At 62.0% G+C, this 26,354-nt stretch carries 22 protein-coding genes and 1 pseudogene; 12 read left to right on the top strand and 11 right to left on the bottom strand.

Features of this window, described 5'->3' with window-relative positions; all coding sequences use genetic code 11:
* Nucleotides 1–7: 7 nt before the first annotated feature.
* Entirely contained in the window at nucleotides 8–1,069 is a 1,062-nt protein-coding gene (gene rfbB, locus M3I54_RS19865) for a dTDP-glucose 4,6-dehydratase (RefSeq protein WP_254338880.1), read from the bottom strand.
* A gap of 370 nt (nucleotides 1,070–1,439) precedes the next feature.
* Between rfbB and M3I54_RS19860 the strand changes: the two genes are divergently transcribed.
* Nucleotides 1,440–2,288: a symmetrical bis(5'-nucleosyl)-tetraphosphatase gene (locus M3I54_RS19860; RefSeq protein ID WP_254338878.1), complete on the top strand. Its 849-nt coding sequence runs from the start codon at nucleotides 1,440–1,442 to the stop codon at nucleotides 2,286–2,288.
* A gap of 36 nt (nucleotides 2,289–2,324) precedes the next feature.
* On the opposite strand, the gene M3I54_RS19855 is transcribed toward M3I54_RS19860, so the two are convergent.
* From M3I54_RS19855 to M3I54_RS19820, 8 genes are all read right to left on the bottom strand, one after another.
* Nucleotides 2,325–3,098 (bottom strand): 1-acyl-sn-glycerol-3-phosphate acyltransferase, encoded by a 774-nt coding sequence (locus tag M3I54_RS19855; RefSeq protein ID WP_254338876.1) that lies wholly within the window; start codon nucleotides 3,096–3,098, stop codon nucleotides 2,325–2,327.
* A 72-nt stretch (nucleotides 3,099–3,170) separates the two neighbouring features.
* Nucleotides 3,171–4,454 carry a dihydroorotase gene (locus tag M3I54_RS19850; protein WP_254338874.1) on the bottom strand — a complete coding sequence of 428 codons (1,284 nt, stop codon included), beginning with the start codon at nucleotides 4,452–4,454 and terminating at the stop codon, nucleotides 3,171–3,173.
* 26 nt (nucleotides 4,455–4,480) lie between these two features.
* Entirely contained in the window at nucleotides 4,481–5,500 is a 1,020-nt protein-coding gene (locus M3I54_RS19845) for an aspartate carbamoyltransferase catalytic subunit (protein WP_254338872.1), read from the bottom strand.
* Between the two features lie 101 nt (nucleotides 5,501–5,601).
* Entirely contained in the window at nucleotides 5,602–6,123 is a 522-nt protein-coding gene (gene pyrR, locus M3I54_RS19840) for a bifunctional pyr operon transcriptional regulator/uracil phosphoribosyltransferase PyrR (RefSeq protein WP_254338870.1), read from the bottom strand.
* Nucleotides 6,124–6,142: 19 nt separating this feature from the next.
* Nucleotides 6,143–6,577: a Holliday junction resolvase RuvX gene (gene ruvX / locus M3I54_RS19835; RefSeq protein WP_254338867.1), complete on the bottom strand. Its 435-nt coding sequence runs from the start codon at nucleotides 6,575–6,577 to the stop codon at nucleotides 6,143–6,145.
* Entirely contained in the window at nucleotides 6,574–7,152 is a 579-nt protein-coding gene (locus M3I54_RS19830) for a YqgE/AlgH family protein (RefSeq protein ID WP_028202127.1), read from the bottom strand. Before M3I54_RS19830 ends, ruvX begins: the two co-directional genes overlap by 4 nt.
* A 235-nt stretch (nucleotides 7,153–7,387) precedes the next feature.
* Nucleotides 7,388–8,902, bottom strand: coding sequence for a hypothetical protein (locus M3I54_RS19825; protein ID WP_254338865.1), 1,515 nt, complete (start codon nucleotides 8,900–8,902; stop codon nucleotides 7,388–7,390).
* Nucleotides 8,903–9,043: 141 nt separating this feature from the next.
* Complete coding sequence (locus tag M3I54_RS19820) at nucleotides 9,044–9,214, bottom strand: rubredoxin (RefSeq protein ID WP_008342674.1); 171 nt, start codon at nucleotides 9,212–9,214, stop codon at nucleotides 9,044–9,046.
* 283 nt (nucleotides 9,215–9,497) lie between these two features.
* Between M3I54_RS19820 and M3I54_RS19815 the strand changes: the two genes are divergently transcribed.
* Nucleotides 9,498–10,343 carry a hydroxymethylpyrimidine/phosphomethylpyrimidine kinase gene (locus M3I54_RS19815; protein WP_254338863.1) on the top strand — a complete coding sequence of 282 codons (846 nt, stop codon included), beginning with the start codon at nucleotides 9,498–9,500 and terminating at the stop codon, nucleotides 10,341–10,343.
* A gap of 200 nt (nucleotides 10,344–10,543) precedes the next feature.
* Here M3I54_RS19815 and groL read toward each other — a convergent pair whose 3' ends face one another.
* Nucleotides 10,544–12,184, bottom strand: coding sequence for a chaperonin GroEL (gene groL, locus M3I54_RS19810; RefSeq protein ID WP_254338861.1), 1,641 nt, complete (start codon nucleotides 12,182–12,184; stop codon nucleotides 10,544–10,546).
* Nucleotides 12,185–12,228: 44 nt separating this feature from the next.
* Nucleotides 12,229–12,519 carry a co-chaperone GroES gene (gene groES / locus M3I54_RS19805; protein ID WP_028202123.1) on the bottom strand — a complete coding sequence of 97 codons (291 nt, stop codon included), beginning with the start codon at nucleotides 12,517–12,519 and terminating at the stop codon, nucleotides 12,229–12,231.
* Nucleotides 12,520–13,585: 1,066 nt separating this feature from the next.
* Here groES and M3I54_RS19800 point away from each other — a divergent pair.
* The 10 genes and pseudogenes from M3I54_RS19800 to M3I54_RS19755 all read left to right on the top strand — a co-directional run bounded on the left by M3I54_RS19800 (nucleotide 13,586) and on the right by M3I54_RS19755 (nucleotide 26,246).
* On the top strand, nucleotides 13,586–14,491 hold the full coding sequence (locus M3I54_RS19800; protein WP_254338859.1) for a hypothetical protein: 906 nt from the start codon (nucleotides 13,586–13,588) through the stop codon (nucleotides 14,489–14,491).
* A gap of 60 nt (nucleotides 14,492–14,551) precedes the next feature.
* Complete coding sequence (locus M3I54_RS19795) at nucleotides 14,552–15,640, top strand: TAXI family TRAP transporter solute-binding subunit (RefSeq protein WP_254338857.1); 1,089 nt, start codon at nucleotides 14,552–14,554, stop codon at nucleotides 15,638–15,640.
* A gap of 880 nt (nucleotides 15,641–16,520) precedes the next feature.
* Complete coding sequence (locus tag M3I54_RS19790; protein ID WP_254338855.1) at nucleotides 16,521–17,639, top strand: acyltransferase; 1,119 nt, start codon at nucleotides 16,521–16,523, stop codon at nucleotides 17,637–17,639.
* 270 nt (nucleotides 17,640–17,909) lie between these two features.
* Nucleotides 17,910–18,629 (top strand): annotated as a pseudogene (locus tag M3I54_RS19785) (IS5/IS1182 family transposase); the annotation flags it as partial.
* Between the two features lie 156 nt (nucleotides 18,630–18,785).
* Nucleotides 18,786–20,153 (top strand): acyltransferase family protein, encoded by a 1,368-nt coding sequence (locus M3I54_RS19780; protein WP_375542168.1) that lies wholly within the window; start codon nucleotides 18,786–18,788, stop codon nucleotides 20,151–20,153.
* A gap of 487 nt (nucleotides 20,154–20,640) precedes the next feature.
* Nucleotides 20,641–21,960 (top strand): FAD-binding oxidoreductase, encoded by a 1,320-nt coding sequence (locus M3I54_RS19775; protein ID WP_254338851.1) that lies wholly within the window; start codon nucleotides 20,641–20,643, stop codon nucleotides 21,958–21,960.
* On the top strand, nucleotides 21,960–22,703 hold the full coding sequence (locus M3I54_RS19770; protein ID WP_254338849.1) for an SDR family oxidoreductase: 744 nt from the start codon (nucleotides 21,960–21,962) through the stop codon (nucleotides 22,701–22,703). Before M3I54_RS19775 ends, M3I54_RS19770 begins: the two co-directional genes overlap by 1 nt.
* Entirely contained in the window at nucleotides 22,700–23,125 is a 426-nt protein-coding gene (locus tag M3I54_RS19765; RefSeq protein WP_254338847.1) for a GtrA family protein, read from the top strand. The genes M3I54_RS19770 and M3I54_RS19765 overlap by 4 nt, the downstream gene beginning before the upstream one ends.
* Nucleotides 23,126–23,268: 143 nt before the next feature.
* Nucleotides 23,269–24,699: a UbiA family prenyltransferase gene (locus tag M3I54_RS19760; protein ID WP_254338845.1), complete on the top strand. Its 1,431-nt coding sequence runs from the start codon at nucleotides 23,269–23,271 to the stop codon at nucleotides 24,697–24,699.
* A gap of 314 nt (nucleotides 24,700–25,013) precedes the next feature.
* On the top strand, nucleotides 25,014–26,246 hold the full coding sequence (locus M3I54_RS19755; RefSeq protein ID WP_254338843.1) for a hypothetical protein: 1,233 nt from the start codon (nucleotides 25,014–25,016) through the stop codon (nucleotides 26,244–26,246).
* Nucleotides 26,247–26,354 lie beyond the last annotated feature (108 nt).

Genomic DNA, 26,354 nt, shown 5'->3' with positions numbered 1-26,354 from the left:
ACCGCCCTTACGCGCGCTGCGCGTAGTTGGTTTCGACCCACTTTCGATAGTCGCCCGAGGCGACCTCGTCCGCCCACGCCTGGTTGTCCAGGTACCACCGCACCGTCTTCGCCAGACCAGTATCAAAAGTTTCCGCAGGCTTCCAGCCAAGTTCGCGCTCAAGCTTGCGCGCGTCGATGGCGTAGCGCCGGTCGTGGCCTGGCCGATCTGTCACGTAGGCGATCTGGTCACGGTATGAGTCGGCGGCCTTCGGACGCAGTTCGTCAAGCAGGTCGCAGAGCGTATGCACGACTTCGAGATTTTTCTTCTCGTTCCAGCCGCCAACGTTGTAAGTCTCGCCTACACCGCCGCGCGTGAGCACTTCGCGAATCGCGCTACAGTGGTCGCCCACATACAGCCAGTCACGCACATTCTGGCCATCGCCATAGACCGGTAGTGGCTTACCTGCGAGAGCGTTGGCGATCATCAGTGGAATCAGCTTTTCCGGAAACTGGTATGGGCCGTAGTTGTTCGAACAGTTCGTCGTAAGCGTGGGTAGGCCATATGTATGGTGGTACGCGCGAACGAGATGGTCCGATCCCGCCTTGGTCGCAGAGTACGGGCTGTTTGGCGCGTACGGCGTGGTCTCGGAGAATTGCCGGTCGGTTGCCGAAAGCGAGCCAAATACCTCGTCCGTGGAGACGTGCAGGAAGCGGAACGCAACCTTTTCACGTTCCGGCAGACCATTCCAGTACTGACGAGCGGCCTCGAGAAGCGTGAACGTGCCTACAACGTTCGTCTGAACAAAGTCAGCCGGACCATGAATCGAGCGGTCAACGTGACTTTCAGCCGCGAAGTGCAACACCGCGCGCGGTTTGTGCTGGGCGAAGAGCGCATCGAGCGCTGCCCGATCGCAAATGTCCACGCGTGCGAATACGTGCCTCGGATCATCCCGCAGCGATTTCAGCGTACCGAGATTGCCCGCGTATGTCAGCTTGTCGACATTCAATACGGTTTCGTCGGACTGACTCAGCCAGTCAAGCACAAAGTTGGCACCGATAAAGCCGGCGCCACCAGTTACCAGAATCATGGAACTCCTTTTATTGCGCGAGCGCGGAAGCATTTCTGGCGTCAACCCTCGCACCGGGCCACCTTGGAGCTATTCTTAAAAACAGCTTTCGTGAGGTAGAAGTGCCCGATTCAGTTTAACTACCCGCAGACTCTGGTTCTAATTTATCGAAAGAGATTATAAGGATACCCCGCGCAAACGCCACCCCTCTAACATCTTGAAACAGCTTGACAAATTCATTAGACCGCACTTTTCATGCCAAGATGGGGTCTGAACGTTCATGCATTGATGGATTTTTATCATTCTCGAGCCGTCACGCGGCCAAACTATTCCTGTGATACCGTCACAGCCTCGTGTTCCACGCTGCACTGCAATCAAGCCCACCCTAACGATGACGCAAGCGCCGCATCCAGCCCCTCTCGCTTTCGGCGACCTCCAGGGTTGCCTCACACCGTTTCGCGAACTGCTCGCCAAAGCCGCCCCGTCCCCGGACACGCCGCTCTGGTTCGCGGGCGACCTGATCAATCGCGGTCCCGCGTCGCTCGAAACGTTGCGTGAGGTGATCGATCTCGGCAAGCGCGGCGTGGCGGTGCTGGGCAATCATGATCTGCATCTGCTGTCGGTTTCGGCGGGCATCCGCAAGGCGAAGAAAGACGACACCATCGAAGACATCCTGAACGCGCCCGACGCCGAAGATCTGCTGCACTGGGTGCGTCATCGCCCGATCGCGCACTACGAGAACGGCATGCTGATGGTGCATGCGGGCGTATTACCCCAGTGGGACGTCGATCTCACGATGGAACTCGCGCACGAACTCGAAAAAGCGTTGCGCCGCGACAACTGGCGAGAGACGCTCGCCGGCCTCTATGGCAACCAGCCGAACCGATGGTCCAAGGATCTCAAGGGTATCGAGCGGCTGCGCGTGACCTGCAGCGCGCTCACGCGCGTACGCTTTTGCGATAGCGACGGCGTGATGGACTTCTCGACCAGCGGCGGCCTCGACTCCGCGCCGCCGGGCTTCATGCCGTGGTTCGACGTGCCCGGTCGCAAAACGGCCGACACGACCGTGGTGTTCGGCCATTGGGCAGCGCTTGGCCTCACCCTGCGCAAGAACCTGGTCGGGCTCGACTCGGGCTGCGTCTGGGGCGAGCAACTCTCGGCAATCCATCTCGTCGGCGATCCGGGCGAACGCATCCTCACGCAGGTGCCCTGCGAGAGTTGCCGCGTGACGAACGGCTAAAGCTCCTGAATTCGCGCAGGCGCACGCCTTCTGACATCAAGTCAGCTGCGCGACGCTATGCGGACGCGCCGCCGGTTCACCACGCATCGTCTCCAACGCCTGCCCCACCGATTCCTGCGCACGCGCCGCCAGCTTGCGCCGATCGTCCCCCGCTTCGATCGCTTCGCCCACGTAGACGTGAGCGGTCAGTGGCCCAGCCTTGAGCATCGCGTCGAGCGAATCCTTGAGCGAAAGGTCGTCGATATACGCCGGCGCCACCGACTGCCGCCCCTGCGCATCCTCATACAAAATGCACAGCGGCTGCACGGGCCTCCCAGCCGACACCGCCGCCTGGAACATGTTCGAGTGAAACGGCTTGAGCGCGAGGCCGTCCGTGGTCGTGCCTTCAGGAAACACGCACATCAGCTCGCCGCGCTCGAGCCGCGCCGCCAGCTCATGCATGATGCGCTTCGCGTCACTGCGTTTCTCGCGCTCGACGAACACCGTGTCGAGATTCTGCGCGAACCAGCCAATGAGGGGCCAGTTGCGGATCTCGGCCTTCGAAACAAACGGCGTGGGACGCCACGCGTTAATCACGTAGATATCGATCCACGAAATGTGGTTGCTCACGACGAGCGCGCCCGCATCGAGCCGCGCTGCGTCGTTGTGCACGACGAGCTTCATGCCGCACAGCTCGAGCATCTTGAGGGACCATGCCCGGTTCATGGCGTGGCGCCGATCGGCGCTTGCGCGCGGAAAACGCGTCGTGACGGTCAAGGCGCCGCGCAGCAGATGCGCGAGCAGCCGGGTCTTGCGAATGAAAAGGCTCATGTTTGACGATAGGCTGAATCGCGAGATCCTAGCAGACGCGCATGACACAAATCTGTCACGCGCGTTCGCAACTCAATCGAACCCGCGCTCGAAACCCACACGGCCCGCTACGAGCGTGGCGCGCACCACGGCGGGCAGTTCGTAGCCGAGGAACGGCGTGTTGTGCCCCTGACTCTTGAGCACACGCGGCTCGACACGCCAGTGCGCATAGGGATCGAACACGCTGAGGTCCGCGTTCGCGCCCACGGAGAGCCGGCCCGCGTCACGCTGCATCACGGCAGCCGGCGCCGACGTCACATGAGCGAGCGCCTTCGCGAGCGGCACGCGCGCTTCCTGCGCCCACTTCACGGTGAGCGAGAGGAGTAGCTCGAGGCCCGTCGCGCCTGGCGTCGCTTCGGCGAAGGGCAGCAACTTCTCGTCGTCGTCCACGGGCGTGTGCTGCGAGCAGATCGCGTCGATCGTGCCGTCGGCGAGACCTGCGCGTATCGCCTCGCGGTCGCGCTGCTGTCGCAGCGGCGGGTCGAGCCGGAACTGCGCGTCGAAATAGCCGATGTCCATGTCGATCAGATGCAGGTGATTGGCCGTCACGTCGCAGGTCACGGGCAGGCCCTCGGCCTTCGCCGCGCGCATGAGCGCCACGGCCGCCGCCGACGAAAGATGCTGCACGTGCACACGCGCACCCGTCACTCGCATCAGTTCGAAAAGCGTATGTAGCGCGATCGTCTCCGCGCTCACCGGCACGCCGGAGAGGCCGAGGCGCGAAGCCAGCGCGCCGCTCGCGGCCACGCCGCCCTTCGAGAGATACGCGTCCTGCGGCCGCAGCCACACGGCGTAGCCATAGGTGCTCGCGTACTGCAGCGCGCGCAGCAGGACCTGGGTATCGGCGACCGGCGTGTCGGCCTGCGTGAAGCCGATGCAGCCCGCCTCGGTCAGCGACACCATCTCGGTGATCACCTGCCCTTTCAGGCCCACGGTGAGCGCGCCTAGCGGATGCACATGCGCACGCGCGAGTTTGCCCGCACGGTGCTTGAGCATCTCGACGAGGCCGGCCTCGTCGAGCACAGGGTCGGTGTCCGGCGGGCACACGAGGCTCGTCACGCCGCCCGCGAGCGCCGCGTTCATCTCCGAGTCGAGCGTGGCCTTGTGCTCGTAGCCCGGCTCGCGCAGGCGCGCGCTCAGGTCGACGAGACCGGGCGCGACCACGAGGCCGCGTGCATCGAGCGTTCTATCTGCCTGGAAGCCCGTGGGCGCCGCGCCAAGCGCAGCGATCTTGCCCGCTTCGATGTACACGTCCTGCTGCTGTTCGGTTCCGGCCGCCGGATCGATCAGCGTGCCGCCTTGAATATGGATCTTCATCTGCTGCCCTTGTCGTTCTCGCCGCTTCAGTCGTTGTTACCGGCGACGATGCCCATCACCGCCATGCGCACCGCAATGCCAAAGCTCACCTGGTCGAGGATCACCGACTGCGGACCGTCGGCAACCTGCGAGTCGATCTCCACGCCGCGATTCATCGGCCCCGGATGCATGACGATCGCGTCGGGCGCGGCGAGCGCGAGGCGCTCAGGCGTCAAGCCCCAGCTCTTGAAATACTCCTGCGCAGAGGGCAGCAGCGCGCCGCTCATGCGCTCGTTCTGCAGGCGCAGCATGATGACGACGTCGACGTCCTTCAGGCCTTCATCGAGGTTATGAAACACGCGCACACCCATCTGTTCGAGGCCGCCCGGCAACAGCGTGCGCGGGCCGATGGCGCGCACTTCTGGCACGCCGAGCGTGGTGAGCGCGTGGATGTCCGAGCGCGCCACACGCGAATGCAGGATGTCGCCCACGATCGCCACGCGCAGGTTCGTGAAGTCGCGCTTGTAGTGACGGATCGTGTACATGTCGAGCAGGCCTTGCGTCGGGTGCGCGTGGCGGCCGTCGCCGGCGTTGATCACGTGCACGTGCGGCGCGCAGTGCTCGGCGATCAGGTACGGCGCGCCGCTCGACGCGTGACGCACGACGAACATGTCGGCGTGCATCGCCGAAAGATTGCCGATGGTGTCGAGCAGCGACTCGCCCTTGCTCGTCGATGAAGCGTTGATGTTCAGGTTGAGCACATCCGCCGAAAGACGCTTGGCCGCGATCTCGAATGTGGTGCGCGTGCGCGTGGAGTTCTCGAAGAACAGGTTGAACACCGACTTGCCGCGCAACAGCGGCACCTTCTTCACGTCGCGGTCGGTCACGCTCACGAACTGCGTGGCGGTGTCGAGAACGTGCGTAAGGATCGCGCGCGACAGGCCCTCGATCGACAGCAGGTGCTTGAGTTCACCGTTCTTCGTGAGCTGCGGATTGCCCTTGAGGAAGCCGTAGCGAAAACGCTTGTCGTCCGCTGTGGACGCGGCGGGCGTGGGCTGTGTGTTCATCGCGTGAATCCTGGGTGTGATAGGCGGCGTATGGCCAGCGTGCGTGCCGGTGCGTCTGGCGTCGTTGCCGCCGAATTGATTCGATGCGCTCGATGCGCGTGTCAGGCGCCGCTTCCCGGCTCGACGTGAAAGGCGAAGCGGCCGTCGGTGCTGTGTGCGAGCACAAGCGTTTCGCGCGCATCGACGCTCACCGCGCCGCCGGTGAAACGCGCGGACACCGGCAGCTCGCGCCCGCCGCGCTCGGCGAGCACCGCGAGTTCGACGGAAGCCGGGCGACCGTAGTCGTAGAGTTCGTTGAGCGCGGCGCGCACGGTGCGCCCGGTGTACAGCACGTCGTCGACGAGCAGAATGTGGCGGCCTTCCACCGCGAAGGGCAGCGCCGTTGGGCTCGCCTTGCTGTGCAAGCCCTTCTTCGCATAGTCGTCGCGGTGCAGCGCAACGTTGAGCACGCCCCATTCGAGCGCGCCAACGTCCTGCGCGAGGCGCTCGGCGATCCACGCGCCGCCGCTATGGATACCGACGATCGCCACGCCGCCAGGCGCGCCGAACGCATCGGCGTGATACGCCGCGCGGATCTCGTCGAGAAGGGCAAAATACAGCGCTTCAGCGTCGGGAGTGATCATCGGGTAACTCGTGGGCAGGTCAGAGCGGGAGTTCGTCGAGGTACTGCTGGAGAATCACGGAGGCCGCTTCGGCGTCGACATGTTCGACGCGTTCGCCGCGCTCGCGTAGCCGCACTTCGGCGTCGACGGACGAATAGCGCTCGTCCACCCACACCACCCTCAGACCGAAGCGGCCGTTGAGCTGGTTGCCAAAGCGCTTTGCGTGCTGCGTCATGAAGTGCGGCGTGCCGTCTGGATGGCACGGCAAGCCGACCACGAGCAGATCGGGTTGCCACTCGCGCAGCAACTCGCCTATCGCTTCGAAACGGTAGTCGCGACTCTTGTTTGGAATGACGGTGAGCGCCCTGGCGCTGCGCGTGAGCGCATTGCCGAGCGCCACGCCGATGCGCTTTTCGCCGTAATCGAAAGCAAGCAAGGTGGCCTCGCCGGCCCCTCGCCCAGCGGCCACGCTCATGCGTGGCCCGCCTCGCCCGACAGCATCGTCGAGGAAATGCCGAGCAGCGCGAGCGCCGCCTCGAAGCGCTCTTCGGCGGGCACGTCGAAGACGATCTTCGGATCGGCCTCGACCGTGAGCCAGCCGTTCTTCGAGATTTCGTCCTCGAGCTGACCCGCGCCCCAGCCGGCGTGGCCAAGCGTGAGGAGGAAGCGCTCGGGGCCGCTGCCGTTGGCAACGGCTTCGAGCACGTCCTTCGACGTGGTCATCTCGAGCCCGCCCGGCACCGACATCGAAGACGTATAGCTCGTGCCCTCGGCGGGCGCGTGCAGCACGAAACCGCGCTCGGTCTGCACCGGGCCGCCGAAATAGACGGGCACATGCAGGAGCGGCTCGATTTCGAGCTTGAGGTCGATGCGGGAAAAGAGCGCTTCGAGATCGATGTCGGTAGGCCGGTTGATGACGAGACCGAGCGCGCCGCGCTCCGAATGATCGCAAAGGTAGACCACCGTTCCTGAAAACGTGGGGTCCGCCATGTTTGGCATGGCGATCAGGAACTGGTTGGTCAGATTGATGCGATCGGTACTCTTGGACATGGTTTGAATTCTAGCAAAGACGATGCGCAATGGCGGCGCGCTGCCAGGCCGGAGGTCGGGCGCCCGATGGCTGCCTCGCACTTTGCCAGCCGCTACGCGTTGCGCATTGCAGGGAATGGCTCACTCTAACACGCGCGTGCTGTGCCCTTGCAAGGCAATCGGCCGGGTGCGCAAGGCCGATGCCCGGTGCCTGCGAGAGCAAGGCACACGCCGCTGATCCACCCGCCCGGTGCATTCAGTGCGCGATCGATTGCACCGCGGATTGCACTGCGGTTTGCGCCACGCCGCTGACGATCGCCGCCCCGAGCGCACGCACCGCGGGTGTGGCGTCGGGCTGCGCGACGCCCGCTGCAACCTTGTGCAGCATGGCACGCAGCGCTTCGCTGGCGTGCTCGATCGCCTCGGCGCCGGGCGGCTGAACCGATGGCGCGCCGTGCGCCTCGTGCACTGCGAGCGTTGCCGCGTGTGCCGTGCGCCGCCAGGCGAGGCCCAACGCGTCCGCGAGCTGGCCGACGTGCCCGAGCCCGAGCGCCCAGGCCGCCGCGCCGATGCGGTACGCCGCTTCGGCCGCGACCAGCGCGTCGGCGGGCTCCGGGCTCGCGCCTGCGCCGCGCAACGTCAGCGCGCGCGAGTGCATGCCGAGCGCGATCATCGCCGCATCGGCGGTCTGCAGAAAATCTTCATACGCGTTGCCGTTCACGACCAGCGCGCCCAGCTCGCGCGTGGGCGCCACGCGTGCCGCGAGCGCGCCGGCTTGCACACTGCCGGCTTCCCACAGCGCTTCCGAGGCTTGTGTGCCGGCAATGTGCCATTCCACGGTCAAGCCGTAGTCATGCAGCAGATCGACATCGGCGGTGTCTTCCGCGGCGGCCCCGAAGAGCGCGTAGTCGCGCCATAGCAACGCCAGCGTCGAGCGCACAAGCGTTTGTGGCGCGAAGCGCAGACCGCGCGCGTGCTCGCCGATCAGCAGATTGCAGCGCGCGTAAAGACGCCGCACGCCCTCGTCGCCCCACGACCCCACGCCGCGCCGCAGCGCGCGTCCGCACGCAGCAGCAAGACGCCAAAAGTCGTAGGGATCCGGACTCGATAGTTCGGCCATGCAGGCGTCCATTTCGTCGAACGCCGCGAGCGCGAGCGCGTTGGCCGCTCGGCTGCCGTTGCCGGCCTGTGATTTCAGCGCATGCAGGAGCGCTTGCTCAAAGCGAGCCCGCACCTGGCCAAAGCGCTGCGCCGACTGCGGATGCAGCGAAGCGGGCGCGAGCGGCCGGCCCTCAAGCGCCACGTCCTCGTAGGCGAGCGCAACGCCCGGCATGTGCTGCGCGAGCGCCGCCACAAGCGCGTGCTGCCGCGCGAAAAGCGCGGGCGAGCACGCCAGCTCACGCAAATTGCGGCGTTCCAGCGCGGCGACGAGATCTTCGAGCGCCTCGTTAAACAAGGTGCGGATTTCAGCGTCCTGCGCTTCCTCGAGCGTATGGAGCGGCCGCGCGGGCAAGCCCGGCGGCGCTACGGCCACCGGCGCGGCAAGCGCGAGCGGGGAAGCGAGCAGCAGCGTATCGGCAAAGCGCGCAGCGGCAAGCCAGCCGGCGTCGTGCAGCGTGCGGGCAGCCTGGCGCAGCGGACGGGCGACGTCACGCTGCTCTTCGAGCGCGGCAAGCGCCTGGGCGAGCGCGCCGTGCGCGAACGGCACCGTGCCGCCGCGCGGATTGGGCAACGCTTCGAACCGCACATCAGAGCTTGAAGGATGACTCATAGGGCAGCGCCGAAAACATTAGCGGGCCGACCAGGCGGGCGATATCGACAACAGCGTCCGACGATAGCGTCGACAAGCGCGACGGCAAGCGCAAATACGGTGCCAGCCGTTGCGACACCGTGAGCTACCTGAGCAACGCGCTCAAATCTGGACCATCTCGAAGTCTTCCTTGCGCGCGCCGCACTCGGGGCAGGTCCAGTTGATCGGGACATCCTCCCAGCGCGTGCCGGGGGCAATGCCTTCATCTGGCAAACCGGCTTCTTCATCGTAAATCCAGCCGCAGATCAGGCACATCCAGCTTCTATATTCCATTCTTATGCCGCGTCGAAAAGTCCGAAACCAGTCGGAAAAAAATCAGGGGAACGAAAGCCATGATGGTACCTTGTTGCCGTTTCCATGCCTAGCAAGAGGAAATCTGGCCTGCACGGGGTCAAACGGAATGCGTTGCCGCGCGCAACTCGTGCAGCACGAAAAAATCCTCCCGCGCGCCGGGGTCATCCGTCCCCCGGATTCGTCGATAAGCCGCATAATTAAAGCATTCTCTTATGACGGCGCGGTACGCCGCGCCCGAAGTCCAATTCATCTCGCCACGTTCATGCCCAGCGACACCCCTCCCATCGTCCTCACCTTCGGCCTTTCCGACCCGACCGGCGGCAGCGGACTCCAAGCCGACCTGCTCACGCTCGCCAGCATGGGTTGCCACGGCGTCACCGCGCTGACCGGCTACACCGTGCGCGACTCCGCGGGCTGCGACGAAGTGACCGGCCTCGATCCGGAAACCGTCGCCACCCAGGCGCGCATGCTGCTCGAAGACATGCCCATCGCGGCATTCAAGGTGGGCGCGGGCGCGCGCGCCGAGGTCGTGAGCGCGATCGCCGAAGTGGTCGCCGATTACGACGACTTGCCGCTCATCCTCGCCCCTGACTTCACGCTCGACGACGAGCACGTGCTCGCCGCCGACGAGCTGCGCGAAGCCATGGCCGACCTGCTCGTGCCGCAAACCACGCTGCTCGTGGCCGACTCCGCCACGCTGATCGCGCTCGCACAGCCGGACGGCGACGCGGAAGCACCCAGCGTCGACGCTGCCATTGCGCACCTGCTCGCCACGGGCTGCGAGTACATCCTCGCGATGGAAACCGGCACGCATCGCGTGGTCAACACGTTATATTGCGAAGACGGCCAGCTGCGCCAGGACCTGTGGGACCGCTCCACGCAGCCGATGATGGGCCTGACCGACACGCTCGGCGCCGCCATCGCCGCGCTGCTCGCGAACGGCCAGGAGCCGCCCGAGGCCGTGCGCGAAGCGCAGGAGTATCTATATCAGGCCGTGCAGAGCGCATTCAGGCCGGGCATGGGCGCGTGGCTGCCCGATCGGTTCTTCTGGGCGCGGAGCAACGACACGGACGCGGACGAAGCCTCGCCCGGCGAAGCGAAGCAATAAGACTGCGGCTTGGCCTTCTGCCCGGAGGCCAGCCGCGCAAACCGTACGGACGAAAAAAAACCGCATCGCTGCGGTTCTTTTCCTTTCCGGCCAAGGAACACGCCTCACGGCGCGTTCCCTGCACGTCGATGTAATTACGGCAGAAGCCTGGCTCTGCATGGGACCGGAGTAGGCGCTGAAGCACCAACTCCGGATCGCAATTACATGTCCATGCCCATGCCGCCCATGCCGCCGGGCATGCCGCCGCCCATCGGAGCATCTTCCTTCGGCACTTCAGCAACAGCAGCGTCCGTCGTCAGGAGCAGGCCAGCAACCGAAGCTGCGTTTTGCAGTGCGGTGCGCGTGACCTTCGTCGGGTCGACCACGCCGGCTTCCACCAGGTCGCCGTACTCGCCGGTGGCTGCGTTGTAGCCGTAGTTGCCCTGACCAGCAGCAACCGCTGCCACGACGACCGATGCTTCTTCGCCGCCGTTCGTGACGATCTGGCGCAGCGGCTCTTCCATTGCGCGCAGGACGATCTTGATACCGGCGTCCTGGTCTGCATTGGCGCCCTTCACGCTGGCGATTGCCGTGCGTGCACGGATCAGCGCAACGCCGCCGCCCGGGACGATGCCTTCTTCAACGGCAGCGCGGGTTGCGTGCAGCGCGTCTTCCACGCGTGCCTTCTTTTCCTTCATTTCGATTTCGGTCGCAGCGCCAACCTTGATCACTGCAACACCGCCTGCCAGCTTGGCAACGCGTTCTTGCAGCTTTTCACGGTCGTAGTCCGAGGTCGCTTCTTCGATTTGCGTGCGGATTTGCTTTACGCGCGCTTCGATGTTCGTGCCTTCGCCAGCGCCGTCGATGATCGTCGTGTTTTCCTTGCCCACTTCGATGCGCTTCGCTTGACCGAGTTCGGCCAGCGTTGCCTTTTCGAGCGTGAGGCCGGTTTCTTCAGCGATGACTTGACCGCCGGTCAGGATCGCGATGTCTTCCAGCATGGCCTTGCGACGGTCGCCGAAGCCCGGAGCCTTGACAGCAACAGTCTTCAGGATGCCGCGGATGTTGTTGACGACCAGCGTGGCGAGCGCTTCGCCTTCGACGTCTTCAGCGATGATCAGCAGCGGACGGCCCGCCTTCGCGACTTGTTCCAGAACCGGCAGCAGATCACGGATGTTCGAGATCTTCTTATCGAACAGCAGGACGAACGGGCTTTCCAGCACGGCGACTTGCTTGTCCGGGTTGTTGATGAAGTACGGCGAGAGGTAGCCGCGGTCGAATTGCATACCTTCGACGACTTCCAGCTCGTCTTGCAACGACTTGCCGTCTTCGACGGTGATGACGCCTTCCTTGCCAACCTTGTCCATCGCTTCAGCGATACGGTCGCCGATCGACGTGTCGCTGTTTGCCGAGATCGAGCCGACTTGCGCGATTTCCTTGTTGGTCGTGCAGGGCTTGCTGACCTTGCGCAGCTCTTCGATCGCTGCTGCGACGGCCTTGTCGATGCCGCGCTTCAGGTCCATCGGGTTCATGCCCGATGCGACGTACTTCATGCCTTCGCGGACGATCGACTGGGCCAGAACCGTAGCCGTCGTCGTGCCGTCACCGGCGTTGTCGCTGGTCTTGGAAGCCACTTCCTTGACCATTTGCGCGCCCATGTTCTGGAGCTTGTCCTTGAGCTCGATTTCCTTTGCGACCGAGACACCGTCCTTTGTGACCGTCGGGCCGCCGAACGAGCGCTCGAGCACCACGTTGCGGCCCTTCGGACCCAGCGTGACCTTCACTGCGTTGGCGAGAATGTTCACGCCTTCAACCATCTTGGAACGGGCGGAATCGCCGAACACGACGTCTTTAGCTGCCATCTTCTAACTCCTTGGATTCTTGAATAGTGAGCGGTGGAATGAACTTACTTGTTCACCACGGCCATGATGTCTTCTTCACGCATCACGAGCAGTTCGTTGCCATCGACCTTGACGGTCTGGCCAGCGTACTTGCCGAACAGGACGCGATCGCCGACCTTCACGTCGAGCGCGATCAGGGCGCCCTTGTCGTCGCGCTTGCCCGGGCCGATGGCCAGGACTTCGCCTTGATCCGGCTTTTCTGCCGCTGCGTCCGGGATCACGATGCCCGAAGCGGTCTTGGTTTCTTGATCCAGGCGCTTGACGATCACGCGATCATGCAAAGGACGAAGGTTCATGGATTTCCTCTGTTGATTGGGACTTGAAGAGACTCAAGAAAACCTGGCTGCCGGCAACCGCCAGCCAGAGATGTTGTTACCACCAGAGTTGTTAGCACTCTCATGCGGTGAGTGCTAATTATATGGACGAGGAGTGACAAATTCAAGAAGGGCGGAATGGGAAGTCGCCGTTGAGATTCATTCAACCGTGGAACCACCTTTGCCATCGAAGTAGAACTTACTGGTTGCCTTATTTGAGTGCCATATCACAATATTTTTCAATTGAAACAACGCGATAGGCTGCTATGAGGCTTGGCTCGACAAGGACACGCTTGAATCTGGAAGCGGCTGTATCTAGCAGGCGCGCTCGCGCGCCGAGCCATCCGAGACGCCTCCTGGGGAAATCCCGAACCCTGTGCCGATGACCCGCCAATCAATTAAAGGGCCAGAGTAATGCGTCGATGGCGCTCGGTAACACAGCACCTGGGTTCAGGGCCGATTTATCACCCCCCTTAGGCGCTCGCGTGGGTTGTTGGCGAACCCCAAACTGCGGCCGCACGCGTTCACGGGCCGTTGTCCAGACCGGCTTCGTTGTCGAAACAGCCGCGCGTCGGACTAAGTTCCGTGGGATTCAGGGCTTCGCAGACTGCCTCGGGCGTCAGCTCTGCCCGTGCTTTTCGACACGCGCGCGGGCTTGCCGGCTTTGAGGCGGCGGGCAGCAACGCATATGTGCGGTAGGCAACACTGGCAATTGACGTATGAATGGAAAATCACTCATATGATTTTTCAAGCGGCTGCGCCCAGTCAGGCATCGCCGCTTTCCTGCGCATGCAGGTCGTGGGTTCCGCGAGGCCTCGCCGATCGCTTCAACGACGATCCTGAACATGCCGAAATGGCGTCGCCATGACGGTGGAACGACAGCATGTCCGCTCAGATGACTCGTGACCAGAGTTTCCCCACGCCATGCGAGCTCTGTGGTGGGGTGCTCTACCAGCACATCGATTCCTGCCCATACTGCGGCGAGGATCGTCCGCTGGATACGGCTGCGCGCGCGCTTCCGAAAGCCGCGTCAAGAGCCGTTGGTCCCATGGCAACGCCTATGCCTGCCGTCGCGAAGCTATCGCCTGCCGGTGCGCCTGCATCTATTCGCCCATCGGTGCAGGCCGACTATCTGCACCACTATCAACTCGAGTATGAGCGGCTGCTCCGGCCCACGGGTCGGCAGCGCTTCACGAAAAGGCTTTTGCTCGTCTCGCTCATTCTCGCGATCGCGTGTGCAGCGTTTCTGCTGTTCGGCGAACGGCACAAGCAAGAAAGCGCGCTCGACGCTCATAGCACCTACACATCGGGCGCTTCGGGCTCGCCCTACTTACCTCATGAACAGACCAACGTGATGCCCCCGACCGCCGGCACGGGGCCGCAATCCACCACGCCGAAACCGGACGCGATTCCGCGCTTCCAGGACGCGGACGACATCGCCGCGCGTGCGCGACGCCGCGACGACGCGTTGCAAAGCGCGGACCAATGTGCCGCGCAACGTGCCTGGGGCTGCGTGCAGCAACACGCATCGGAGGCGCTCGCGATCGATTCGAGCAGCCTGCACGCGCAATCGTTATTGGAGCGCGCCATCCTGGCGACGGGCTGGTCGCCGAACGGCGCGGTGCAATCGGATGCGGCCGTGCCGCTGCCGCGCGACGCAAGCACCGTACCGCTGCCGTCTTCGCGAGATTGGGGCACGGCTGGGTCGGCCGCATCGACCGACCCGACAACGGTCGCGCCTCCTCCCCCGCTGCCGAGCGCGACCGGCACATCAGCGAACGGACATCCACCGGACCTCGGCAGGGCGAATGCGAGCGTTACGCCGGCCGCTGCGCATCAATCCACCGCGGGCACCGCCGGTCCGGCCAGCAACGACAACGGCGTCGATGCACAGGAGCGCGCGATTCTCCAACTTGGGTGGAAGCACGCTCCACCCTCCGAGGCGATGCATTGAAAAGGATTCCAGAATATATCGAAGTCTGCTGTACAACGTGACCAAGGCGGGAGAGAGACCATGCTGAAAACGATACTCGCGGGACTGGCGGCGCTGATTGCCCTGCTCTTTTCGACGCTCGCGCTCGCCGCCGCGGCAGACGCGAACTACAAGATCGTGACCGGCCCAGAGCGCGGCACTTACATTCAGATCGGCCAGGATCTGGCGAAATGGGTAGCGCAGCCAGCCGGCATCGATCTCGAAGTGATTCCATCGAAAGGCTCCGCGGAAAACGTGCAGCGCATGCGCTTCGAGCCTGGCGTGAAACTCGCGCTCGTGCAGTCCGACGTCTATCAGGCCTACGTGGATGTGGCCAACTCCGGCAACGAGGAGGCTGGCACGTTGATTCGCCCGCTGCGGCTCATCATGCCGCTCTATGACGAGGAGATTTACTTCGTCGTCCGTAACGACTCGCCGATGAAGACGATTAACGAGATCAAGGACAAGGTAATCAGCGTCGGCCTGATCGGCAGCGGCACCGCGCAGTCGGCGACGACGTTGTACCGCCTCATGTTCGGCCAGCCAATTCCCGAGCAGAACGCGCAGCATCTGAGCAACGAAGACGCGCTTGCCGCGCTCATCGTCAAGAAGATCGATGTGGCGATCATCGTCGCTGGGCAACCCGCGAAGCTCTTTACCGACATGAACCCCGAGCTGCTGCAGCAGATCCGCTTCCTGCGCGTCGATCCGAACGCGCCAGAGACGGCGCGCGCAAAGCAAACCTACTATCCCGCGACGATCCACGTGTCGAGCTACCCGAACTGGCTGAAAGAAGATGTGCCGACGTGGTCGGTCAAGGCTTTTCTCGTCACCTATGATTACAACCTGCGCGATACGGTCGGCAACCTGAGGCACTTTGCCGATTCACTCTGCGCGAACTTCGACAACCTGCAGGAGCACGGCCATCCGAAGTGGAAGCAGGTGAAGCTCGAACTGCCGGGCCTAGGCAAAGGCTGGCAATACTATCAGCCCGTTGAGCGACGTCTGAAGGCGTGTTTCGCGCATCGCGCCGCAATGCAAGCGGCCGCGCCGCAACGCGTCGGCGCCACGGAGCAAGTCAATGCCCGGCCGTGCTCGGACCAGGAGCGCCTGCTGCTGCTTTGCAAGTAGTTTGACACGGAAAGGACATCCTGCAGCAGGCGGCAAAACGCGCTCACAAGCGCTCGGACGATGAGCGTCGCCGTCGCGCTCTCGTATATCCGAAGTGCCATCTTTCTTGATCCCGGGAGCGATTGATGCGATGTTCGCAGGTCGTTGCTCCAGGACCATTTCTACCATGCAGTCGGCTTACGTAAATCCATAGCTGGCCTCGTCATAGGCATAATCGCGGTCGACTGCGTCCCGACAAATGGCAGGCTTGTTCCGCCACGTGAGCTGCTCCGCTCACGGATACGATAGAAATACACTGCACTGACCGATCGCCGTGCAATTCGCTCGCCTCGCGTTCTGCGACGCCACGAATCGCTTTTCCTGAGGTACGTATCCGGATCGAATGAGGAGCCTCTCATTCAGGACACTGCCGGCAAGGAAGCGCTCAGTTGAGATCCTCCCTGTTTTCAGTTGATCTAGTTGTTCGAATTGGTCCCGCGCCAAGCCTTGTTCTCCCGTTGCAAATTCGAAGTCAGCTGAAGCTCGGCGATTTACGCCGCGCAGGTGCGTACAAAAGGCGGGAAATTCCAAAGCAAATCAAGGCCGCAGTAGCTTGCCGTGGCCAGCATCCCGGATTGCGCTTCCCCCCAAAAAGCGAGTGGTTCCGGGTTCGGTGCCCCAGAACCAAAAAGTCTTACCTCAGCGAAACATCGCGAGTATCGGCGGCGCGCTGTCCGCCACCACGGCACTGTCACCGACAACGGAAATCCGCATCGTTGCAACCGGTGAATTCCCTCAATTCCGAACTCGCTAGATATGTACGTCAACACACCTACGCACACCTTTCCTTACCTTACCTTACACAACCGCAAGTCACCATAACAAACTGCCGGGGAACCCCATGGGTCAATCGATCACGGGCTCGAGATACGCAACGCTGGACGGCTTACGCGGCGCGGCGGCAATGATCGTCTTCGTCCTGCACTTTCACGCGCTGTTCCACCTGCCGCTCATCGCACACGCTCATCTGGCAGTCGACCTCTTTTTTGCCATGAGCGGATTCGTCATTGCAAATGCTTACGACAGGAAGCTCTCGTCGGGGGAATTGAGCTGGCAGCACTATTTCGTACTGCGACTGTACCGCCTGTATCCACTTTACTGTGCCGGCCTCGTGCTCGGCATCGTTGCCCTAGCGTATCGGCTGCCCGCGTCCGATTGGCGCGATATCGCGTCTGCAGTCCCGGCCAGTTTGCTGATGATGCCCTCACACGCTCCCCTGCGGACGTTCTCCCCGTATCCGGTGAAATTCGACTTTATCTTTCCGCTGAATTTTCCTGCGTGGTCGCTGTTCTTCGAACTGATCGCGAGCCTCGCGTATGGCCTGTTCTTTCGCCACCTGACGACACGCTTGCTCATCTTCGTCATGTGCGTGTCGGGTGTCTCCCTCGGTGTAGCGGCCTATACCACAGGCCTCGAAAACGGCGCCACCTGGCTAGGGTTCTACGCGGGCTTTGCACGCCTCGGCTACGCGTTTTCCGCCGGTCTGCTCCTCTACCGGTTCCACCGCCCCGCGTGCAGGCCCCGGTCAATGTTGGCGATTGTCATCGTCGCGCTGACGATCGGCCTGTTCTTCATGCCATGGCCGATGCTCAGTCACGCCTCGGCCGATCTGCTGATCGCGCTTGTCGCCGTTCCCGCAATCGTCTGGGCGGCGTGCCGGGTAGAGCCACCCGCACGCCTGCTGCCGCTCTTTGCTTTTTCGGGAGCGATTTCGTATGCCATTTACGTCCTCCATGTGCCGTTCGCGTTCATCGCGCAGGACCTCATCTATCGCAGCCATCTTCTGCAACATCCGTACAGCGTAAGCGCGGTAATCCTGCTGCCCGGCATCGTGCTGCTCACATGGTGCGCCGACCGGTACTACGACACCCCCGTGCGCAGGGCGCTCCTCGCGCGCTCGCGCGGCTGGCTCGCGGCGCGTCCGAAGCGTGCCGCCACGGACACGACCGTCCCGCAATAGGCATGGGTCCAGATGATGGACCACACCCTTCCGCGCCCCACGACGCCGCGTGATAACTTTCCTCCGGCGCGCATCGCGAACAAAGCGGAGCATACCGGCGCGGTCTTCCGAAGATATCTTCCGCTATCGATTTACCCACTTTCTCTGTTTTTCTTGTTCTAGCGTCGGCGTCAGGTATTGCTTGCATTCTTATTACAGCAATCTCAAAACCTTCATTCCTTTTCAGCGCCTGACTCCGTGCGTGATCCTTGGATTCCTGATTGGGGGAACGCTCACGCGAAGCAGTACAAACGCATGAGAAAGGCATTGCGGACGCGGCGTTCGCGCGTTGGGCGGGTCATGCGCGATGTGGAGTGGCAGGTCGCCCAAGTCGCAGACTGAGGCCGTGCTGCCCTGCTGGAACTGATGGGTCGCACGAAGCGCATCCTGGCGCAGAAGCCGAAGGACAAAAACAAGCTCTACGCGCTTCACGCACCGGAAGTCGAATGTCTCGCGAAGAGCAAAGCACGCATACCCTAAGAATTCGGCGTAAAGGTTTCGATCACGACGACTCACCAGGAAGGTCTGTTCGTTGGCATGCGTTCGATGGCTGGCAATCCGTACGATGGACACACGCTGACTGAAGCACTGGAGCAGGCGGCAATCCTGTGCCACGCTACACCAGAAGTGGCCATCGTCGACCGCGGCTACAAGGGTGTCGCCTTCGACGGCATGAAGATCTACCACCCGGGATTGCGCCGAGGTATCACACGCGGACTACGCGCAATGATCAGACGGCGCCGCGCGATCGAGCCAGCTATCGGCCACATGAAGACCGATGTGAAGCTCGACCGGAACTGGCTAAAGGGAGCGCTCGGCGATGCGATGCACGCCGTGCTGTGCGGCGCAGGTCACAGCCTGCGCATGATCCTCAGGAAGCTGCGGCTTCTTTGTGCGTTAATTCTCGCTGCCTTGTTCAACTGTTTCATTGCCGCCGACTTGCCCGCGTGACGCCGACGGCACGAGAAACGAATTGTTCAGGGGCAACGAAGTAATTTCACGCAATTCAGAATTGCTCCGCGCCCGGTGCAGGCACAACCAACGTCCCCAATCACCTGGAGACGTCGAGACGATTCGTCGGCTGCCGTGCGATCAGCTGCAGGAATAATGTGCGCGCTGCTTTGGGCGCTGCGTTCGGAATCCCACATACCGCCAGCGTGCACTCTTCTACAGTCCCCTGCATCCACGGCGTTCGCGGCATGGGCTGCGCGGCGCGTGCTTTCACGGCATCGTCATGCGCATTCAGCCAGACCGGTCCCGCCGGCATACGACGTAGCATGCGACGCCGGTCACGGTCATCGGGAGACTCCGGGAATGCCAGCTTCCAGTCCACGTCCTCGCGTGCACCTCGCACCCGCCACTTCCGTTTCGCTTGATCTGCTGCGCTTCGCACTTGCGATGTCCGTCGCGGTCGGACACATTACGCAGTCCTATTTTCAGAACACCTGGTGGGACATGACCCACGTGGTGGTCATCCCAGTCGGCGGCTTCTTCGTGCTGAGCGGCTATACGATCCGTTCCTTCTCGCCGTCCGATACCGAATTCGACGCACGCAGCTTCTTCGTCGACCGTGCGACGCGACTCCTGTCCGTGACGTTGCTCGCGCTCGTGGCCACACTCGCTCTCGACACGTATTCATCGACCGTCGCGCCCGGCTGGTACAACCACAATTGGGGCGCGCAGGGGAACCATCCGGTGCTGCGCATGGTGGCGAATGTGTTGCTCCTGAATGAGGTGTGGGGGCACGACGTGTCGCCGCTGTCGAATTCGCCGTTCTGGAGCCTCGGCTACGAGGCGGGGTTCTACGCAATTTGGGGTGCGCTTCTCTTTTGCCGCCGCACCGGCCGCACGATGCTGATCGCAGTCGGGGTCGCGCTTCTGTACGGGCCCAACGTGGTCGCGATGCTGCCGTTCTGGCTGGCGGGTGTGTTGATCCATGATAGTTTCGCGACGACGCCGTCGCGTCGCAACGCGATCATCGCGCTCGCGATCTCCCTCGCGGCGGCACTGGCGATAGCAGTGTCCTACAGGACAATGACGCCCGCGCTGAACCGTGGGATCAATGCGATCTCCCTGCTGATTGGCAGCTCGCGCGGCCGCATCCAGGCGTCGCTCATCAGCGGCTGCTTATTGTTCGTGTGCTTGCTCGTTGCGCTCTTTTCCGCGTTAGCGCTCGCGGGGCCGAGCTTGCGTCCCGGCGCCCGGGTGGTCGCGTTCGCGCGCAAGCTCGGTGACACCACGTTTCCTCTGTATCTCCTACATTTCCCGCTGCTTGTCGCGATCGGCGCGACGCGTCAAGGACAGCCTTTGTCGACAAGCCAAATGCTAATCGTGCTCGCCGCGCTGCTGGTGCTCGCATTCGCCGTCGTGCCACTCGCGCGTCGCGTGAAGAACGCAATGCGCGCGATTGCGAAACACGGTGGCACGGTAGTCGCGGTGCATGGCGTCGCCGGCGCGGACGACGTAGTTCGCTAACCCTTCGCTAAACCGCTACGGACCGGCGTCCACTGCCGGACGGAACGCGCCCAAACCTAACCACCGGCTTTTGTAGATCACTCGTACGGTGATCTGGCATTGTTCAATCTCGTATCGATAGCATGGGATCGGATCCACAATCCACGCTCGACCGCTGCCAGTTGCATCACCACATCCCTCCGACAAATGGTCGGCTCGTTCCGCCACTAAATGCACCGGCATTCGCGGATGTGATACAGATACAGCGACAACGCGCGACGACTCGGTGGCCCGGGCAGCTCGCTCGCCGCGCGCTCAGTGCCACCGACCAGTGTTTTTCCATCGGACCCGTATCTCGATCAGATGGAGTGCCCAGAATCCAGCACGCTGCGGACCTCGGTGCACGCGGGTGCACGAACGCGGGCTTTGTGCTCCGGCGAACGGTAATCGCGGAGCCGTCCGCCTAACATGCGCTAACTGTCAACCCATTGTTAGGCAACTGCACGTCATGAGCATCTCGAAGCTCAGTTCCTGGGGCCACTACCCGTACGCACCGCAAACCGGCCGCGAGCCTGGTTGGCGTGAAAGCGTACAGACGGCGCTGCGCGATGCGGCCGAGCGCTTCGGTACGACGTTGCCGTTCGGCAACGGTCGTAGCTACGGAGACAGTTGCCTTGCCGCCACCGATCACGTTCTCTCTCTGCGCGGCCTCAACCGTTTCATTGCAGCAGACTGGAAGACCGGTGTCGTACGTGCCGAGGCGGGTGTCACGCTCGGAGAGGTGCTCGCGCTTGCGGTACCCCGCGGCTGGATGTTGCCCGTCACGCCCGGCACGCAATTTGTCACGCTCGGCGGCGCTGTCGCCAACGACGTCCACGGCAAGAATCACCATGTGCGCGGCACCTTCGGGCGACACGTGCGACGCTTTTCATTGCTGCGCTCCGATTGCGAACCGCTCGAATGCGCACCCGAGGAAAACGAGAAGTTCTTTCGCGCAACGATCGGCGGGCTTGGCCTCACGGGCATTGTCGAGTGGGTCGAACTGCAACTGATGCCCGTCGAATCGAGCCGCCTGGCCACTCAGACGATTCCGTTCGGCAATCTCGACGAATTTCTCGCACTGTCGCAGGAATACGACGCGCAGCATGAGTACGGTGTGGCATGGATCGACTGTTTGGGGCGCGGCACCTCACTTGGCCGCGGCATCTATGTCAGCGCCGACCATGCAACCGACCAGCGCTTCGATATGCCGCAACGCCCCGTGCGGAGCGTGCCGTTCGCCCCGCCCTGGTCGCCCGTGAATCGCTACACGTTGAAGCTCTTCAACGAGTTCTACTACCGCCGGGCCGCGAGCAAGGCAGGCCCCGCCGTGGTCAATTGCGCGAGCTACTTTTACCCGCTAGACAGCATAAGGGACTGGAATCGCCTGTATGGGCGGCGCGGCTTCCAGCAGTATCAATTCGTCCTGCCTGACGGCACGGCCCGCGACGCATTGCACGCGTTCCTGGACGCGATCGCCTCGACGCACGCAGGCTCATTCCTCGCAGTCCTCAAACGCTGTGGCCCGCTCATCTCACCGGGGCTGCTCTCGTTCCCGATGCAGGGAATCTCGCTCGCACTCGACTTTCCCCAGCACGACACGCGAAACGCGACGCTCTTCGCCCGACTCGACGCGATCGTGCGCGAAGCGGGCGGCCGCCAGTATCCGGCCAAGGATGCTCACATGAGCGGTCCGGATTTTCGCTCCGCCTATCCAGCGTGGCAGGCGCTCGAACAACTGCGCGACCCGGCCTTGATGTCGCGCTTCTGGCAACGGACAACCCACTAATGGACAAGAACATCCTGATCGTAGGCGGTTCCTCCGCCATCGCCGTGGCCTGTGCTCGAGAATGGATCAAGGGCGGCGCGAACTTCATGCTTGCCGGCCGCCATGCAACGCGTCTCGAAGCCGTCGCACAGGATCTGCGCGTACGTGGTGCGGGGCGTGTCGGCACGTTCGTCCTCGACGTGAACGATTTTGAACAGCACACCCCGATGCTCGACGCCGCCATGGCCGAGCTTGGCCGCATCGACATCGTTCTGCTCGCGCACGGGACGCTATCCGACCAGTCGGAGTGCGAACGCGACCCCCAGGCCGCTGTGCGTGAAATCACCGTCAACGCACTCTCGACAATCGCACTGCTCACACTGCTCGCCGGTGTGTTCGAGGCACAGAAGAGCGGTTCGATCGCCGTCATCTCGTCGGTGGCGGGCGACCGCGGTCGCCCCTCGAACTATGTCTACGGCACCGCCAAGGCGGCAGTGACGACGTTCTGTGAGGGGCTGCGCGCACGGCTCTTCAAATCGAATGTGAAAGTCCTGACGATCAAGCCGGGTTTCGTGAATACGCCGATGACAGCCGGACTCGCGCTGCCCGGCCCGCTCGTCGCCTCGCCCGAGCGCGTGGCGACGGATATCGTGCGCGCCGTGGAGCGCGGCAAGGACTCGATCTATACGCCGTGGTTCTGGGCGGAAATCATGCTCGTGATCCGATCGCTACCCAGCTTCGTATTCAAGAGGCTTTCGCTATGAGCAGCCCGGCTACAGGCCTCGCGCTGAGCCGCTCTCGCCTCGTCTTCTGGTACGCGGTGTTCGCCGCCATTTCGATCGGCGCGAATCTGGGCAGCCAGAGCCTGGCGTTCCACCTGTACCAGGGTGTTTATGCGGTGCCAATTTCGGTCTGCATAGGAACCGGTGTCGGGCTGGTCGTCAAATATCTTCTCGACAAGTCCTGGATATTCCGCTACGAGCACCGCAGCGTCGCACACGGCGTGCGCACGTTCACGCTGTACGTCGCCATGGGACTCGGCACGACAGTCGTTTTCTGGGCGGTTGAATTCGCCGCGGATGCGCTCTTTCACGATGAAATCGCGCGCCTCGCTGGTGGCGCACTCGGTCTGGTGATCGGCTATGTCACGAAATACCACCTCGACAAGCGTTTCGTGTTTGCCTGAGCGCGTGTGCGTTGCAGCACAGAGCCTGCACGTGGCCATAGTTACGATGCTCTGCCGGACCGCGCGAGTGCCGCTTGTGCTGCGCTACGACCAACACGCCAACAACCGGTCCACCTGTTCCTGTCCCGGCACGGAGAATGAACATGGCCACGCCCGCTGCACACCCTGTCCCGCTGTGCGTGGACCTGGACGGAACGCTCACGCGCACCGACCTGTTGTTTGAAGCCTTCTTCGTGCTCGTCAAGCAGAGTCCGCTGTCGATCTTCCTGTGCTTCGCCTGGGCGCTGCGCGGGCGCGCCTATCTGAAGGAGCAGATCGCACAGCGCGTGAACATCGACGTTGGCGTGCTGCCTTACAACACAGAGCTGCTCTCGTGGCTGCGCGACGAGCGGGCGAGCGGGCGCGATCTGTATCTGTGCACGGCCACAAACCAGCGCCTCGCCTCTCAAATCGCCGCACACATCGGACTCTTTACCGGTGTGCTCGCGAGCACGGTCGGCAACAACCTGCTCGGCAAAAACAAGGCGCGGGCGCTCGTCGAGCAGTTCGGCGACCACGGCTTCGACTATTGCGGCGATGCTCGAGCGGATTTGCCGGTATGGCGCCAGGCTCGCCAGGCGATCGTGGTGGGTGACAAGCACATTGCTGCCGCAGCTCGCAAAACAAATGCTGCGATCATCTTTTTCGAGCAAAAGCGCCGGCTGATTCCGCTCGTGCTCAAGGAAATGCGCGTGCATCAATGGGTGAAGAATGTGCTGATCTTCGTGCCACTTCTCACCGCACACCGTTTCACCGACCGTTCCGCACTCGCTGCCGCCTGCATCGCGTTTCTGTCGTTCAGCTTGGCCGCTTCGTCGGTTTACCTGCTTAACGACATGCTCGACCTCGACGCAGACAGGCGGCACGCGCGCAAGCGCAGCCGGCCGTTCGCGTCGGGCAAGCTATCGCTCAAATTCGGGATCGTGCTCACTGTTGGACTGCTCGCCGCCGGTGGCGGCCTCGCGGCACTCCTGCCGCGCGAGTTCGGCGTCGTAATGGCCGCCTATTTTGTTACCACCGTCGCCTACTCGTTCGCGCTCAAGCGCATGACGCTTGTCGATGTATTCACGCTTGCGTGTCTGTACACCGTGCGTGTGATCGCCGGTGGCGCGGCAACAGACATTCAGCTCTCGTACTGGCTGATCCTGTTCTGCGTCCCGATTTTCCTCTCACTCGCCATGGTCAAGCGCTATGTCGAACTCGACACGATCCTGCGGGAAGGCAAGACGGAGGCCGCCGGGCGCGGCTATATTACGCAGGACATCTCGATCCTGCGCTCGTTTGGCACGGCTTCCGCATACCTCGCCGTGCTCGTGCTCGCGCTTTATCTGAACACGCCGGAAATGAAGGCGCTATATCTTCACCCGAAGGCGTTGTGGGCAACATTCGCACTCACTCTCTTCTGGGTGAGCCGGATCTGGATGTGCGCGTTTCGTGGCACGATGCACGACGACCCGATCGTGTTCGCGTTCAAGGATCGCGCGAGCCTTGCTGTGATTGCACTGTCCGGCCTCAGCATGATGCTTGCGATCTGATATCGCGTCAGCTCAGCTACAGCACAGAGCACCCGAAAATCGAGCGGGGTTTCCGTATCTACCTCGCCGAGCATAGTGCGCTGGCGTACAGATCCACCTACAACCATGGCCTAGGGTTGTCCTTTGGACCCGCCAAAGCGCGCGCGACCCTCTGAAGAACCCGCAGGCAGCGTTTGCACGTTCGCTTTATGGGCTACGCCACGCGAAGTTCCTCACGTTTGCCCGGAGAATGCGCGAGTAACCGATCGTCTTCACGTTCAATACCCGCGTGAACTCCGGTGCTGTCGGGCGGGGAAGCTCAGGTGGACGAATGTTTGACCGTCAACCTGCGATGTTATCTGACGGTCACAATTGAGATGGGGGCGTACTTGAAGCAAGATGTGGCGCGCGTGAACGACGACAAGGGGTGGTCTCTGTGGAGTTTATCTGCGGTCGCATGCTGCTTATTGGTTCTCGCATTCACCGGAAAAGCCAGCTCATTTTTCTGGGACTTCCATGTATACGAGAAAGGTTTGACTTGCTATTCGTATTCTCCGAATCCTTACGCGTGTGCATCGGGTGACTTTCCATTTGTATACCCCCCCATTTTTCTCAAGACATTTTCTGTTATCGATTTTTCAACTGTATTTGCTTTCCTGGTTCTGGCCTCGGCAGCAGGAATCCTTTGCGTTTGCGTAAATCTTAAGTCGCTAATTTCGTATCATCGTCTGGCTCCTTGCGTGGTTCTTGGTTTTCTGATTGGAGGATCCGGTTATGCCTCAATCCAGACGGGAAACATTAGCGTCTTTGCACACCTGCTCCTCGTGTCACTGTCGTATTTTCTGTACAAAAACCGGTCGATTTACGCGTTGACACCGCATGCCTTCGCGATCATATTTTTTTCAGCGATAAAACCCTATTTTCTTGCTTATGTCCTACTTTATCTTTTTCTGCCGCGACGTCGGTTGTCCGCATTCGTTGCGGTACTATTATCTGTCGCCTGCATCTATATAATTCAGCCTGCCTTTTACCCACAACTATGGGCAGGATTTGAGGGTGCTATTTACGATCAGATCATCCAGCATGGGGATGCAGGACTCACAATTTTTGGCGTATTTTCCAAGCTTGGGATGGGGAAAATCGGCCTTGCTCTCCATATTTTTCTGGTACTTCTCGTTATACTAGCTTCGACAATTCTTCGATACCGGCATGAGCAAGGCTCTGCGCAGATCAGTTCGGCAAGCGAGCTGTTCTATTTTCTCGCAATTTTAATTCTGCTGAACCCGAGATTGATGTCGTATGATTTTAGCGTTTTTTCAGTTTGCCTTTATTTGTCTATGATTCTCTCGTCGCAAGGAATTGGGTGGACAGGTGTATTTTTGAGGGCTTTCCCTTTCCTGACCATCGCCCCTCTTTGCCTCGAAGGTTTGTTTAATATTCGAGTGCACTCTTTAACCTATTACTTTCTCACAACTTACATCCTGCTGGCCGCTGCAATAGCCAGTCATTGGCCTTTGAGTGTTTCCTCGAGGAAAACACCTTTCCCCCGTTCCACCTCCCAGAAATAATCGTATGCACGCGGCGCAAATATCAACTGGACAATCTCGCCAGGAACGTCATATCGATGGCGGCGTGGTAAGACGTAAATCGATGACGAATTGTGGGCGACGCTGGAG

Origin of the sequence: Paraburkholderia sp. CNPSo 3274 (assembly GCF_024206475.1) — a bacterium.
GTDB lineage: Bacteria > Pseudomonadota > Gammaproteobacteria > Burkholderiales > Burkholderiaceae > Paraburkholderia.
This window is presented reverse-complemented; position numbering and strand designations above follow the sequence as displayed.